Origin of the sequence: Actinoplanes couchii (assembly GCF_016862075.1) — a bacterium.
Taxonomy (GTDB): Bacteria; Actinomycetota; Actinomycetes; order Mycobacteriales; family Micromonosporaceae; genus Actinoplanes; species Actinoplanes couchii.
Genome location: NZ_BOMG01000029.1, coordinates 1 through 13773, shown reverse-complemented (window position 1 = coordinate 13773; position 13773 = coordinate 1). Strand labels below are relative to the sequence as shown.

The window sequence follows — 13773 nt, the reverse complement described above, 5'->3', positions numbered from 1 at the left end:
TTCGGTGTGAAAATTCATCGATAGGGGTACCCGCGGGCCACATCCAATGGGAGGTGGCCCGTGACGGGACTCCGGCTCGACGTGGGGTTCGTCGACTATCTGATCCTGGCGATCTACTTCGCCACCGTTCTCGGTGTCGGATTCGCCGTGCGGCGCGCGATCAAGAGCAGCGCCGACTTCTTCCTCTCCGGGCGGTCGATGCCCGCCTGGGTGACCGGTCTGGCCTTCATCTCGGCCAACCTGGGCGCCCTGGAGATCGTCGGGATGGCCGCGAACGGCGCCCAGTACGGTCTGATGACGCTGCACTACTACTGGATCGGCGCGGTGCCGGCCATGGTCTTCCTCGGCATCGTGATGATGCCGTTCTACTACGGTTCCAAGGTCCGCAGCGTCCCCGAGTTCCTGCGGCTGCGGTTCAATCGGCCCACCCACCTGTTCAACGCGGTCAGTTTCGCGGTGGCCCAGGTGCTGATCGCCGGCGTCAACCTGTACGCCCTCGCGCTGATCCTGCAGGCGCTGCTCGGCTGGCCGCTCCCGCTGTCGATCGTGGTCGGCGCGGCGATCGTGCTGGCCTACATCGTGCTCGGCGGGCTGTCCTCGGCGATCTACAACGAGGTGCTCCAGTTCTTCGTGATCATCGCCGGTCTGCTGCCGATCACCATCATCGGCCTGGTCAAGGTCGGCGGCATCGACGGACTGTTCGACAAGGTCCGGAACACGGCGCTCGGGGACGGCGGCCTGCACACCTGGTCGACCACCGGGGGCACCGACAACACGCTGGGCGCGAGCTGGATCGGCATCGTCTTCGGGCTCGGTTTCGTGCTGTCGTTCGGGTACTGGACCACCAACTTCGCCGAGGTCCAGCGGGCGCTCAGCGCCAAGGACATGAGCGCGGCCCGGCGGACCCCGATCATCGGCGCGTTCCCGAAGCTGCTGATCCCCGCGGTGACCGTGATCCCGGGCCTGATCGCCCTGGTCACCGTGCAGGGGCTGGGCGCCGAGGAGGGCGACCTCACCTACAACAACGCGATCCCGCTGCTGATGCGCGATCTGCTGCCGAACGGGGTGCTCGGGGTCGCGGTGACCGGTCTGGTGGCGTCGTTCATGGCCGGCATGGCGGCCAACGTGAGCGGCTTCAACACCGTCTTCACCTACGACATCTGGCAGACGTACGTCCGCAAGGACCGGGACGACGCCTACTACGTGCGGGTGGGACGGCTGGCCACGGTCGCGGGCATCGTGGTCGGCATCGGCACCGCGTTCATCGCGGCCGGGTTCGACAACATCATGAACTACATCCAGGCGCTGTTCTCGCTCTTCAACGCGCCGCTGTTCGCCACCTTCATCGTCGGCATGTTCTGGAAGCGGATGTCGGCGTGGGCCGGGTTCTGGTCGCTGTTCCTCGGCTTCCTGGCCGCGTTCGTGCTCTACATCCTGCACCTGACCGAGATCGTGAAGTTCAACTCGGACCTGGAGCAGAGCTTCTGGGGCGCCGGGCTGGCGTTCGTGACTGCCGTCGTGGTGGCCGCGGTGATCACCCCGTTCACCCCGGGCAAGAGCGACGACGAGCTGCGCGGCCTGGTCTACGGGTCGGCCGGTGACTCGTTGGTGGCCGATCGGGTGTGGTGGCGCAACCCGGTGCTGCTCGGTGTGATCGCGGTGGTCCTGGCCATCGCCCTGTACATCCCGGTCTGGTGAGAAGGAGGACTCGGTCATGACCGAACGCAAGATCGCTAGCCGGTTCGACGTACGCCGGGTGATCGGTGGGTTGTTCGTCCTCTACGGGCTGATCGTCACCGGGGTCGGGCTCCTGGACGGCCCGTCGGAGCTGGACAAGGCCCAGGGCGTACGCATCAATCTCTGGATGGGTCTCGGCATGCTCGCCGTGGGGCTGCTGATGCTGCTGTGGCTGCGTCTCAACCCGCCGCCGGAGCCGTCCGAGGAGGCGGCCCCGGAGGACTGATGGTCGGCCGGGCGCACCCGGGTTGCGAAACGGTTGCCCGGGCGGCGGCCTCTCAACCCGGGCGCCCGGGCACCGATTACCCCGGCATGAATCTTCTGGCCTCGATCAGCAGCCTCGCCACCGACTCCAGCCGGCGCCCGGTGGGCTGGCAGGTACAGCTCCGGGTGGACTACGTCGTCAACCAGGTGATGCAGACGCACCGCGGCGAGTCCGAGGACGTCGTCAAGCAGGCGATTCAGGACCAGCTCCGGGTTTACGGAGTGGTCCCGAACAAACGCCAGATCGCGCAGTACGCGACGACGATCGCCTCGCTGCCGCGGATCCCGCCGGGCAACTGAGCGGTCACCGGGCCGGGAACCGCAGGATCCGGTCGTCGCCGGATTTCGGGTCGCCGCGGCCGTCGGTGTTCGAGGTGGTCAGCCACAGCGAACCGTCCGGCGCCACGGCGACCGTCCGGAGCCTGCCGTACTCCCCGGTGAACTCGGCCTTCGCCGTCCCGCCGCCGAGCGGCACCGTCCACAGCCGCTCACCCTTGAGCCCGGCGACGTAGAGGGTGTCGCCGGCGACCGCGGCCCCGCTCGGGGAGGCGTCGTCGGTGCCCCACTGGACGATCGGGTCGGTGAACTTCGTGTTCCCGTCCCCCTTGCCCTCGACCTCGGGCCAGCCGTAGTTCTTACCGGCCTCGATGACGTTCACCTCGTCCCAGGTGTCCTGGCCGAACTCGATGCCGTACATCCGGTCCTGCGAGTCCCAGGCCAGGCCCTGCACGTTGCGGTGGCCCAGGCTCCAGACCGGGGAGCCGGCCCACGGGTTGCCCGGCGCCGGTTTCCCCTCCGGGGTGAGCCGCAGGATCTTGCCGCTCGGGTCGTCCCGGTCCTGCGAGCGGGACTCCGCACTGGCGTCGCCGGTGCCCACGTAGAGCATGCCGTCCGGGCCGAACGCCAGCCGCCCGCCGTTGTGCCGGCCGCCGCGGACGATCCCGTCGAAGATCACTTCCGGGTCGCCGCCGGACAGCTTGAACCTGATGATCCGGTTGTCGTCGGCGGCGGTGTGGTACGCGTACACCCAGTCGTCCTTGACCGCCAGGCCCAGCAGCCCGCCCTCGCCGCCGCTCTCGACACCGCGCACCCGGTAGACCTCGCGGGGTTTCCCGCCGCCCGCGGCGATCTCCAGGATCCGCCCGGTGTCCCGCTCGGCCACCAGCGCGCTGCCGTCCGGCCGGAACGCCAGCCCCCACGGCACGTCCAGCCCGGTGGCGACGGTCTCCGGGCTGCCCAGATCGGGTTCGCCGGCGCTCGTGCCGGTCCGGGACGGCTCCGGGGTGCCGGACACCGGGGGCACCGGCTCGACGGTCGGCGGGGCCGAGGCCCCGGGCGAGGAACAGGCGGTCAGGACGGCCACACCGGCAGCCGCGAGGGCGAGTCGCGTGATGGTCATTCATCAACCGTGCCACGCGGCTGCTCGATGTGTGGAAAATGGTCTGTTCTACCGGAATCGGCGGAGAAATCCGGATCAGATGGTCGGGTGCGGTGCATCCGGGCGGTACTGGCCGCGACCCTCATCCTCACCGCCCAGCCCGGGCCGGTGTCGGCGGATCCAGCGATCCGGTGGACGCCGTGCCCCGAGGACGAGACGGTCCAGTGCGGGACGATGTGGGTGCCGGTGGACTGGACCGCGCCGTCCGGCCCGCGGATCGAACTGCACCTGGCCCGCAGCCCGGCCACCGACCCGAAGTCCCGCATCGGCGTGCTGATGGTCAACCCCGGCGGTCCCGGTGTCTCGGCCGTCAACATGGCCCTCGACCCGGAGTACTTCGATGCCCGGATCCACCGCCGGTTCGACATCGTCGGCATCGACCCGCGCGGCGCCGGGCGCAGCGCCCCCATACTCTGCGACCAGGACCTGGTCGACGAACGGCCGGACCCGCTGTTCGCCACCGAGGCGGCGTTCACCGCGGCCGGCGACTACAACCGCAGACTGGCCGCGGACTGTGCCCGGCGCAGCGGCGCGATCTACCGGCACGCCGACACGGTCAGCGTGGTCCGGGACATGGACGCGGTCCGGATGGCCCTCGGCGAACAGCGGATCAGCTTCTTCGGCGCGTCCTACGGCACCCTGATCGGCCAGCTCTACGCCGAGCGGTACCCGGACCGGCTGCGCGCCCTGGTGATGGACGGCGTGATGGACCACAGCGCCGGGGCGGACGCGTTCCTCACCCAGACCACCGAGGCGGTGCAGGCCGCGTTCGACCAGTTCGTCGCCTGGTGCGCGCGGGACACCGACTGCGTGCTGCGCGGGCGCGACATCGACGGGATCTGGGCGGTGCTGATGGAACGGGCCGGCGCCGGTGAGCTGATCGACCCGTACGACCCGCCGAGCCGCCTCGGGGTCTGGGACCTGATCTCGGCGGCGTTCAGCGCCTTCTACGACCCGCAGTGGTACTCGTTCGCCCACTACCTGAAGGAGGCGTACGAACTGAAGGAGGCGTACGAACCGGTGCCGGCCGGACGCCGGGCCGCCCGCGGTGTCGAGGACCTCACCCCGCACAGCTTCGGCGCGGTGATGTGCCAGGACTGGTCGCTGCCGGTCGGCGGGTTCACCGGGTTCCGGGACACCCTGCGGGCACTGGCCGCCCGGGCACCGCAGGTGCGGGTCTCCCCGCTGGCGCTGACCGCCGTGACCGGCTGTCTCGGGCAGGAGTCCCCGCCGGTCAATCCGCAGCGGCCGATCCCCGCCGCCGCCGGTCCGGTGCTCGTGGTCAACTCCCGGTTCGACCCGGCCACCGCGTACGTCTGGGCCCAGCAGGTGGCCCGGCAACTCGGCCCGGCCGCCCGGCTGCTCACCTACCAGGGCTGGGGGCACGTCGCCTACACGCACAGCGACTGCGTCCGGGACGCGGTCGACGGATACCTCACCGATCTCACCCTGCCCGCGCTCCCGGCGACCTGCCCGGCAATCGAACCGGAACCCTTCGGGGTCGGCTGATCGTTGCGTAACCGGTCGTGTGCCGGTAGGCAGAGATGGACGACCGACGATGTCCTACCTGGAGGGCCGATGCGGTTCCTGCCCGCGCTGACAGCGCTGTCCCTGACCACGGCGGGGCTGGTGGTCACGTCCGCGCCCGCCCACGCCGCTCCCGCGGCACCGACCGCCACCGGGTACGGCGGGGCGATCGCCACCGTCGACCCCACCGCCACCGCGGTCGGCCTGAAGGTGCTGCGGGACGGCGGCAACGCGGTCGACGCCGCGATCGCCGCCGCCGCCACCCTGGGCGTGACCGAACCGTTCTCGGCCGGGATCGGCGGGGGCGGCTTCTTCGTGCACTACGACGCCCGGACCAGGCGGGTGCAGACCATCGACGGCCGGGAGACCGCGCCCGCCACGGCCGGCGAGAAATACTTCATCGACCCCACCGACGGCCTGCCGTACGAGTTCAACGAGGCCCGGGTCAGCGGACTGTCCACCGGCGTCCCCGGCACCCTCGCCACCTGGGAGTCGGCCCTGAAACGGTGGGGCACCCGGTCGCTGGCGTCGTCGCTGCGGCCGGCCGCCGAGGTCGCCGACAAGGGCTTCCCGGTGGACGCCACGTTCCGTCAGCAGATCGCCGACATCCAGGGCGCGTTCGGGCAGTTCACCTCGACCCGGGCGCTCTACCTGCCGGGCGGGGCGCCGCCGGCGGTCGGGACGATCCAGCGCAACCCGGATCTGGCCGCCACCTACCGGCTGATCGCGTCGAAGGGCACCGGGGTGTTCTACCGGGGCGCCGTCGCCGACGACATCGTCCGGACCGTGCAGCACCCGCCGATCGCCGCCGACCCCACCGGGACCTGGGCGTACCCCATCCGGCCGGGCACCCTGACCCGGGCCGATCTGGCCGGTTACCGGCTGCGGTACCCGGTGCCGACCCGGTCGGGGTACCGCGGGCTGACCGTTTACGGCATGTCCACCCCGTCCAGCGGCGGCACCGCGGTCGGCGAGGCCCTGAACATCATCGAGGCCGGGCGGCCGGATCTGCACCACTACCTGGAAGCCTCCGCCCTCGCCTTCGCCGACCGGAATCGGTACGTGGGGGCGTACAGCAAGAAATCGGTCCTGAAGAAGTTGATCTCCGATGACTGGGCGAAGCAGCGGGCCTGCCTCATCGACCCGGCCAAGGCCCTGGTCAAACCGGTGCCGCCGGGTGATCTGAACGGCGCCGGCTGCACCACCGCCACCACCGGCGCCCCGGTCGAGGAGGGGCAGAGCACCACCAACCTGACCGTCGCCGACCGGTGGGGCAACGTCGTCGAGTACACCTTCACCATCGAGGCGACCGGCGGCAACACGATGGTCGTGCCCGGTCGCGGCTTCCTGCTCAACAACGAGCTGACCGATTTCAACTTCACCCCCACCCAGGGCGAAGCCGCCGACCCGAACCTGCCCGGACCGGGCAAACGGCCGCGCAGCTCGATGTCGCCGACGATCGTGCTCAAGGACGGCAAACCGTTCCTGGCGCTCGGCTCGCCCGGCGGCGCCACCATCATCACCACCGTGCTCCAGGTGCTGGTCAACCGGATCGACCTGGGCATGACCCTGCCCGAGGCGATGGCCGCGCCGCGCGCCTCGCAGCGCAACAGCGCCGGGATCCAGGCCGAACCGGCGTTCCGTGCCCGGTACGGCCCGTCGCTCAGCCCGCTCGGGCACACCTTCGCCGCCGACGTCGCCGAACTGGGCGCGGCCACCGCGATCGAGTTCACCCGCGGCGGCGGCTTCATCGCCAGCGCCGAACCGGTCCGCCGTGGTGGCGGCGCGGCGGCGGTAAACTCCCCGATCGATGACTCCACACGAGGGCGCCCTTGAGACCTACGCCCAGGCCACCCGCCGGGTGATCCGCTTCAGCATCGGCTACCTCCTGGCGGTCCTGCTGACCGCCGGGCTCACCCTGGCCGGGGCGATGATGCTGCGCGCCGGCACGGTCGACCCGCTCTCGCCGGGCACCCGGGCCGGATTTGTGCTCGGCGGGATGGTCGCCGGGCTGCTGGTGACGATCAGCGTGATCGGGCTGGTCGTCTCCACGATCGTGTGGATCATCAGCGCGCACAGGGTGACCCCGGCCGGGCCGGGCGCCGCCGGTTACACCGGGTTGTTCGTCGCCGTGGCGTCGGCCACCGCCGGGTTCGTGGTCAACCTGGCGGCGCTGCAGCTGGTCGCGTGGGTCGCCCTGATCGCCGGGGTGGTCCTGACCCGCTCCCGGATCCGCCGCCTGACCGGTCTCGCCGATCTGGGCGGGCGGGTCCGGCCCACGGTCACCAGCGACGACTGGGACGCCTCGAAGTGGGATCCGGACGTCGTCAAGGACATCGAGCGCCGCGGCCGGCCTACTCCATAGGCAGCTTCACCTGCACCGTCGTGCCGGACTCGTCGCCGGTCAGCTCGACCGTGCCGTCGTGCCGGTGCACCACCGCCCGGCTCAGCGTCAGACCCAGCCCGCTGCCCGGCAGGATCCGGTCCTGGGCGCGCGCTGTCCGGAAATGACCGGTGAACAGGTGCTCCCGCTCGGCCCGCGGCACGTCCGAGGCGGCGTCCGCGACGGTCAGCTCGGCGAACCGGCCGGTGTCCCGCAACGTCACCGACACGTGCCCGCCGTCCGGGCTGAACCGGATCGCGCTGCCCAGCAGATTGCGCACCACGTGCCGCAGCCGCTCCCGGTCACCCGGCACGATCAGCTCCGCCGGCAGCTCGGTGTCGATCTCCACCGGGGCGCCGGCGATCGCGGTCCGCGCCCGCTCCACCACCTCCCGGACCACCAGGGCCAGATCCATCGGCGTACGCCGGACGTCGGCATGCCCCGCGTCCAGCGCCGACAGCTCCAGCAACTCGTTGATGATCTCCCGCAGCGAGTTGGTGTTCCGGTCGATCACCTCGATCAGCCGCGGCCCGTCCCGCACCAGCGACACCTCGTCGGCCTCCCGCAGCAGCTCGGTGTACGCGCTGATCGACGTCAGCGGGGTGCGCAACTCGTGCCCGATCAGCGCCAGGTACTCGTCCTTGCTCCGGGTCAGCTGCCGTTTCAGGTCCTCCACCCGGCGCCGCTCCACGAACTGCCCCAGATGCGCGGCGATCCCGGACATCAGCGCGACCAGCTCGTCCTCCGGATCCTCGATCGAATCCGCGAACACCGTCAGCACCCCGATCGGCCCCGACCCGTCGTGCACCGGGATCGCCAGCGCCGTGTGCAGCCGGTCCGCCGAGGTGTCCGGCGAGATCAGGCTCTGCGGGCGGGCCACGTCCCGGATCCACAGCGGCTTGTCCACCTGCCACGACCGGCCGGCCAGGCCCTGCCCGTACTCCAGCCGGTCCGGCACCGGGATGTCGGCCGGCCAGCCCGGCGCGCTCCACCGGGCCACCGCGTCGATCGTCTCCCCGCTGACCGTCCACAACTCGGCGTGCACCCAGTTCAGGGTGGTGACCACCGCCTCCAGCACCCGCGGCCCGGCCGCCTCGATGGTCGCCGCCTCGGCCAGCGCCGTCGTCACCGCCAGCTCACAACTGCGGAACCGTTCGGCCCGCCGCTGCCGGGTCACGTCCTGCACCGCCTGGACCGCGCCCACCACCCGGCCGTCCGGCCCGTGGATCGGCTGCGCGTCCATCAGCAGCGCCCGATGGTGCCGGCCCTGGTCCACCGTCACCGGCACGTCGCGGACCCGCTCGCCGCGCAGCGCCCGGAACAGGCCCAGGTCGTCGCGAGCCAGCGGCATCCCGGAGACGTCGGACAGGCCGCGCGCCTCGTCCACGGGAGCGTCACCCCACAATCGGCGCATCCGCTCGTTGACGAACACCACCCGGCCGTCGCCGTCGCACGCCGCCACGCCGTCGTGCAGGCTGTCCAGGACCGCGTCCAGGAAACGGTGCTGCTGCTCCAGTTCGTACCGGGCCAGTTGCTCGCCGATCAGGAGTGTCGCCACCTCGGCGGCCTCGGCCACCGCCTGCCGTTGGGTCGCGGTCCAGCCGGTTGCGTTCTTCTTGTCAGCTTTGTCAGCTTCATCGGCTTTGTAGGCACAGCAGACGCCGAGGACCCGGCCCATCCGGTCGTGCACAGGGTGGCCCAGGTAGGTGGTCGTGACCACGGGCTTACCGGTGTCCAGGACCGCTCGGCTCGGTGCGGTGACGTCCTCAGGGGCGCCCCAGGAGCCGTACCGGCGCAGGTCCTCGCCCTCGGCGAACTGGATGCAGGCGCCTGTCGCTCCGGACGCGCGGCCCGCCAGAGCCGCCAGCTGGTCGGCGCCCTCGGCTTCGTTCTGGTCGTCGATCAGGCCCTTTGGATCGTCTCTGGGGGAATCGATGATCCAGCCGTACCCGTCGTCCATCACCGACCTCCGGTCCCAGCCTAGAGGTGCGAAAGGGCTCAAAACGGCAAAAGCGTCTTCGTCGACTCCCACAACCTGAGTGTCGGCCGGAGCCGCCCGGGACTTCGGTCTCCGGCGGGGTCAGATCCGGACGTACCGCAGATCGGTGATCGGGCGGCCCGCCTGCTCGCCGCGGCGCTCGAACTTCGTCTCCGGCCGCTCTTTCGCTTCCGGTGGCAGCCTGGTGAGCTGCGGGTCGGCGTCCAACGTCTCGGCCATGCCCAGTGCGTAATCCGGCCAGTCGGTGGCACAGTGCAGCAGCCCGCCCGGGCGTAGCCGGTCACGGAGGACCGCCACGTTCGCCGCCTGGATCAGCCGCCGCTTGTGGTGACGCGCCTTCGGCCACGGATCGGGAAAGAACACGTGCACCGCGTCCAGGCTGCCCGCCGCCAGCCGGTGCACCAGGTGCATGGCGTCGCCGTGTGCCACCCGGATGTTCGTCAGTCCGCGCTCACCGATCAGGGCCAGCAGATTCCCGATGCCCGGAGTGTGCACCTCGACACCCAGATAGCCGCGGTCCGGATCCCGCTCGGCCATCGCCGCGGTGGCGTCACCCATGCCGAAACCGATCTCCAGCACCACCGGCGCCGGCCTGCCGAACAGCACGTCCAGATCCAGCGGCGAATGCTCCCCGTCCGGCGAATCCAGCCCGTACACCGGCCACAGCGCGGCGTGCGCGTCGGCGTGCCGGCTGCTCATCCGGCCACGGCGGGGGTGGAAGGTGCGGATCGGTCGGTTCTCAGGCTCACTCATGGCGGGCCAACCTTAAATCACCGCTCCTCCCACCGGTCGACGGCCTTTCCCAACGGGCTTTCCAACGGCCTTTCTCAACCCCTTTTCAGCGGCGTACGGGCTGAACGCTCGGCTGTGAGCCGGAGTGGAACAGGGTGCGGGCGCCGTTCGCGAGGCCCAGCACCGTCACCCAGGAACGGCCCGCGTTCTGACTGGTGATCACCGCGCGGGAGGCGTCCACGTAGGCGAGCTCCCGATCCATCGCACTGCCCAGGATCCGTTTCTTCCCGGACACCGTGTCGTACTCCACCAGGTGCACCGGCCGGTCCTCGGCCTTGGTCTCGCCCTCCTCGTAGGCGGTCCACGACAGTTTCGCGCCGTCCGCCCGCCAGCTCGGCACCACCGCGAACCCACGATTCTGCAGACTGCCACCCCCGTAGGCGGCGACGGTCTTCTCCGCCCCGTCCGCCAGCGTCCCGACCGTCAGACACGCGTCGTAGATCGACTCACAGTCCCCACCCCGGAAAGCCAGCCGCTTCCCATCCGGCGACCAGGCCACCGCATCGTCGTTGGCGAGGCGTTCGTTCAGCGGGGCCGGCGCTTTCCGCCCGACCGGAGCGGCCACGTCGTCCGGCAGTTCCTCCCCCCGGCAGTCCCGCGGAAACAGAACCTCCGGCGCCCCACTCCCAGACACCCCTTCCCCAGCCGCCGTGGCGCCGGGCGCCTTTTTCCCCGCCGTCGCGGTGCCAGGCGTCCTCTTTTCGGGCGTCTTCTTTTCGGGAGTCGCGGTCCGGGACGGTTCTTTTTTGGGCGTTGCGGGCTCGGGTGCCGTGGCCTGGGGCGCCGCAGCTTTTGTGGCGGCTGATCCGACCGCGATCCGGTAGACGCCGGGGCCGCCGGTGCAGGACAGCGAGGCGAACGCCAGCCACTTCCCATCCGGCGACCATGAGGGCCCCGCGGCCGAGCGGGTGCTGAGCTGACGAGCGGCACCACCGTCCGCCCGCATGGCCCAGAGCCGGCCGTCCTTCAGATAGGCAAGCTGCTTCCCATCCGGCGACCACCGAGGCCGGGCATGCCCACCGCCGGTGGTCAGCCGTTTCTCCCCGACCCCCTGGCTGACATAGATGTCCCCGTCCCGCACATAGGCCACCAGCCCGGGCAGCCCACCACCGACCCCCGCCGCCCCAGCCGTTCCCGCTGTTCTTGCCTTGACGGCCGATGCCGCTTCGGCAGCTGCTCCCGGTTCGGAGCCCGCACCCACCTTGGCCGCCGGGTCTGCCTTGGCGTCCGCGCCCGCCCTGATAGCCGTTTCTGCTGTGGCGGTCGCCGCTGCTGTGGCGGTCGCCGCTGCTGTGGCGGTCGCCTCTGCCGTGGCGGTCGCCTCTGCTGTGGCGGTTCCGGCGAAGACGCTTGCCACGCCCATCACTGCCGCAAGAGCCACGTTGCCCGCCACCAGACCGGTCTTCCTCATGGCCGAACGCCCCCCGATGTCCTGCCCAGCACCCCATACACCTGGAGCAATCGTCGCAACCAGCCTGCCCCTAAGCCGTTCCCGCGCCGATACCAAGAAAAATCACAACCGATCAGGTATTTCCCAAATCTTCTTCGCCAATCCGGCATTCCCCAGTCAGCCAGCCAGCCGCTCGGCCTGGTCCGCCCGGCCCGGTCAGCTGCCCAGCCCAGCCCAGCCAAGCCCGGCCCAGCCCCGCCCAGCCCCGCCCAGCCCGGCCCCGTCCGGCCAGCCCGGCCCCGCCTGGACCGGCCAGCCCCGCCCGGCTCGTCGCGGCCCAGTTCGGCCCGGCCCGTTCGGTGTGGCCTGGCCAGTGCTGCCCAGCCCAGACCGCTCGGGTTGAATCGCCCGCCCTCTGTCCGTCCCTGTCGTCCGGGTTGGGGTGGTCCGTCTTTCGTGGCGTGGTGGGGTGGTTCGCCGGCGTCAGTGGTGGACGCCGGCGAACCGCTTGATCAACCGCGGGATTCGGCTGCCTCGACCGGCTGTTCGGCCTGGTCGCCGGTGTTCAGGTAGAGGGTGGCCACCGCGCCCAGCAGCAGGATTCCGCCGCAGATCGTCGACAGGGCCAGCGGCTCGTCGATCAGAAGTACCGCGAGCAGGGCAGCGGTCAGTGGTTCGAGCAGGGTGACCACCACCGCGACGCTTCCGGAGATGTGCCGCAGACCCATGTAGAACAGGGCGTAGGCGAGGGCGGTCGTGATCGCCCCCGCGTACACCAGCAGGGCGATCGGGGTCACGCTCGGTGCGAACGTCAAACCCTCGACGGCGGCGAACGGCAGAATCGTGACCGCTCCGATGGCGCACGACAGGGTGGTCAGGGTCAGCGGTTCCACACCCTGGGTGGTGTGCCTGCTGACCGCGGTGGACACGGCGTAGACGATCCCTGACCCGATAGCGGTGATCAGTCCCAGTCCGGCGGCGGTGGCAGCACCAGGTTCGGCGGTGGCACCGGCGATCAGGATCAGGCCGCCGATCGCCGCACCGGACGCGACAAGTGCCGGGGTGCTCGGCCGCTGCCGGCTGCGCAGACTCTCCCCGGCACTGAGCAGCACCGGGGCGATCCCAAGGCTGACAACGGTGGCGATGCTGACCCCGCCCATGCGTACCGCAAGAAAGTAGAGCCCCTGATAGGCGGCAAGACCGACCCCGGTGGCGATCACCCCCGCAGGCGCGGCCCGGAACGCGGCCAGAATCCGCCGCCGGGCCGGGAACCCGACGACGGCCAGTACCGCCGCCGCGATGACCAGCCGATAGAACCCGATGGCCAGAGCCCCGAGCCCGGTCCGCTCAGCGACAACCTGAACAACGACACCGGTGGTGCCCCAAAGAATCCCGGTGATCGAAACCTGCAACAGGCTGAGTCGCCCCCGGGAGAAGGCAGAAAAAACGACAGAATTGAAGTACGAGGTGAACACGAGCGCTCCGAAAGGAAGTAAGTCGTCAATTCCCGGCGACGAAGCGCAAGAAGAACCGGCCGATCACCCGGTCAGGGGTCGGCGAGAGCGCGCTCCGCTCAGGAGCGCGGCGGTGAAAGAACGCCGGAATACAGACTCACACCAGGCACGATACCAACCCCAGAACCACCCACCGAACCCCGAACAACGGTGACCCCAACCACCGCCCGGACAGCCCGCCCATGGGCGTCGGGTCTCGTCCGCTGCACGGGATCACCCGTCCGCCATCCGGTGCCGCGGATCCAGATGGCGGGACACATGCCAGGGGGCGCCGCTTTTTCGGGAGGCGGGTTTGTGTAGGCGGGAACGTGCTGGCCATTCGGAAGTCCGAGCGCGAGCCAGATGAGCACCCGCGTTCTCGGAGAGCCTCCGCAAATGTCGCTGTTCCGGGAAACGCGCTGCGCGCCCGGGAAGCACGCTGTGCGCCGGGAGAACGCGCTGTGCGCCCGGGGGAGCGGGCGCACAGCGTTGGCAGGTCAGATGCTTGAGCAGGTCAAGTGCTGGGTGCGGGAAGGAATCGGGTCGAAGGCAGCGGTGGCCGGCCCGGCGGAGGTGGATAGGCGGGAAGTGAACAGGCGGTGGGGGTGGCCGCGATGGTGGAGGCGGAGAGGTGGGAGCCGGCCGAGCGCTGGCGGCGGCCGCGATGGGGGAGGTGGATGGGTGGGGAGCGAACGGGCGATGGAGGTGGGGAGGTAGGAACCGGCCGAGCGCCGACGACGGCCGTGGTGG

Annotated in this window: 11 protein-coding genes; 6 read left to right on the top strand and 5 right to left on the bottom strand. The window is 70.6% G+C overall.

The genetic code is table 11. The annotated features are described in order from the left end of the window. Window positions 1-60 precede the first annotated feature (60 nt). The 3 genes from Aco03nite_RS09300 (at window position 61) to Aco03nite_RS09290 (ending at window position 2301) form a co-directional block, all read left to right on the top strand. The gene (locus Aco03nite_RS09300) at window positions 61-1698 is read left to right on the top strand and encodes a sodium:solute symporter family protein (RefSeq protein ID WP_203794384.1); all 1638 of its coding nucleotides are present in this window, start codon (window positions 61-63) and stop codon (window positions 1696-1698) included. Between the two features lie 16 nt (window positions 1699-1714). Continuing rightward, on the top strand, window positions 1715-1963 hold the full coding sequence (locus tag Aco03nite_RS09295; protein ID WP_203794383.1) for a hypothetical protein: 249 nt from the start codon (window positions 1715-1717) through the stop codon (window positions 1961-1963). Window positions 1964-2049: 86 nt separating this feature from the next. Continuing rightward, window positions 2050-2301 carry a hypothetical protein gene (locus tag Aco03nite_RS09290; RefSeq protein WP_203794382.1) on the top strand — a complete coding sequence of 84 codons (252 nt, stop codon included), beginning with the start codon at window positions 2050-2052 and terminating at the stop codon, window positions 2299-2301. A 4-nt stretch (window positions 2302-2305) separates the two neighbouring features. Here the strand turns inward: Aco03nite_RS09290 and Aco03nite_RS09285 are convergent, their stop codons facing one another. Next, window positions 2306-3400: a PQQ-dependent sugar dehydrogenase gene (locus tag Aco03nite_RS09285; RefSeq protein ID WP_203794381.1), complete on the bottom strand. Its 1095-nt coding sequence runs from the start codon at window positions 3398-3400 to the stop codon at window positions 2306-2308. A gap of 87 nt (window positions 3401-3487) precedes the next feature. On the opposite strand from Aco03nite_RS09285, the gene Aco03nite_RS09280 reads away from it, so the two are divergent. The 3 genes from Aco03nite_RS09280 (at window position 3488) to Aco03nite_RS09270 (ending at window position 7331) form a co-directional block, all read left to right on the top strand. After that, window positions 3488-4948, top strand: a complete 1461-nt coding sequence (locus Aco03nite_RS09280; RefSeq protein ID WP_239145025.1) for an alpha/beta hydrolase — start codon at window positions 3488-3490, stop codon at window positions 4946-4948. A gap of 69 nt (window positions 4949-5017) precedes the next feature. Further along, complete coding sequence (ggt, locus tag Aco03nite_RS09275; RefSeq protein ID WP_203794379.1) at window positions 5018-6802, top strand: gamma-glutamyltransferase; 1785 nt, start codon at window positions 5018-5020, stop codon at window positions 6800-6802. Beyond that, complete coding sequence (locus Aco03nite_RS09270) at window positions 6777-7331, top strand: hypothetical protein (RefSeq protein ID WP_203794378.1); 555 nt, start codon at window positions 6777-6779, stop codon at window positions 7329-7331. The genes ggt and Aco03nite_RS09270 overlap by 26 nt, the downstream gene beginning before the upstream one ends. On the opposite strand, the gene Aco03nite_RS09265 is transcribed toward Aco03nite_RS09270, so the two are convergent. The 4 genes from Aco03nite_RS09265 to Aco03nite_RS09250 form a co-directional block, all read right to left on the bottom strand. Beyond that, window positions 7321-9309, bottom strand: coding sequence for a sensor histidine kinase (locus Aco03nite_RS09265; protein WP_203794377.1), 1989 nt, complete (start codon window positions 9307-9309; stop codon window positions 7321-7323). The genes Aco03nite_RS09270 and Aco03nite_RS09265 overlap by 11 nt on opposite strands. A gap of 120 nt (window positions 9310-9429) precedes the next feature. Further along, the gene (gene trmB / locus Aco03nite_RS09260; protein ID WP_203794376.1) at window positions 9430-10101 is read right to left on the bottom strand and encodes a tRNA (guanosine(46)-N7)-methyltransferase TrmB; all 672 of its coding nucleotides are present in this window, start codon (window positions 10099-10101) and stop codon (window positions 9430-9432) included. A gap of 85 nt (window positions 10102-10186) precedes the next feature. After that, window positions 10187-11551: a TolB-like translocation protein gene (locus tag Aco03nite_RS09255; protein WP_239145024.1), complete on the bottom strand. Its 1365-nt coding sequence runs from the start codon at window positions 11549-11551 to the stop codon at window positions 10187-10189. A gap of 491 nt (window positions 11552-12042) precedes the next feature. Next, entirely contained in the window at window positions 12043-12942 is a 900-nt protein-coding gene (locus Aco03nite_RS09250; protein WP_239145023.1) for a DMT family transporter, read from the bottom strand. Window positions 12943-13773: the final 831 nt, after the last annotated feature.

Bases quoted from the DNA above. Each gene is read 5' to 3' on its own strand.
- Aco03nite_RS09295 (WP_203794383.1), top strand. From the start codon at position 1,715: ATGACCGAACGCAAGATCGCTAGCCGGTTCGACGTACGCCGGGTGATC.
- Aco03nite_RS09290 (WP_203794382.1), top strand. From the start codon at position 2,050: ATGAATCTTCTGGCCTCGATCAGCAGCCTCGCCACCGACTCCAGCCGG.
- Aco03nite_RS09285 (WP_203794381.1), bottom strand. From the start codon at position 3,400: ATGACCATCACGCGACTCGCCCTCGCGGCTGCCGGTGTGGCCGTCCTG.
- ggt (WP_203794379.1), top strand. From the start codon at position 5,018: ATGCGGTTCCTGCCCGCGCTGACAGCGCTGTCCCTGACCACGGCGGGG.
- Aco03nite_RS09270 (WP_203794378.1), top strand. From the start codon at position 6,777: ATGACTCCACACGAGGGCGCCCTTGAGACCTACGCCCAGGCCACCCGC.
- Aco03nite_RS09265 (WP_203794377.1), bottom strand. From the start codon at position 9,309: ATGGACGACGGGTACGGCTGGATCATCGATTCCCCCAGAGACGATCCA.
- trmB (WP_203794376.1), bottom strand. From the start codon at position 10,101: ATGAGTGAGCCTGAGAACCGACCGATCCGCACCTTCCACCCCCGCCGT.
- Aco03nite_RS09255 (WP_239145024.1), bottom strand. From the start codon at position 11,551: ATGAGGAAGACCGGTCTGGTGGCGGGCAACGTGGCTCTTGCGGCAGTG.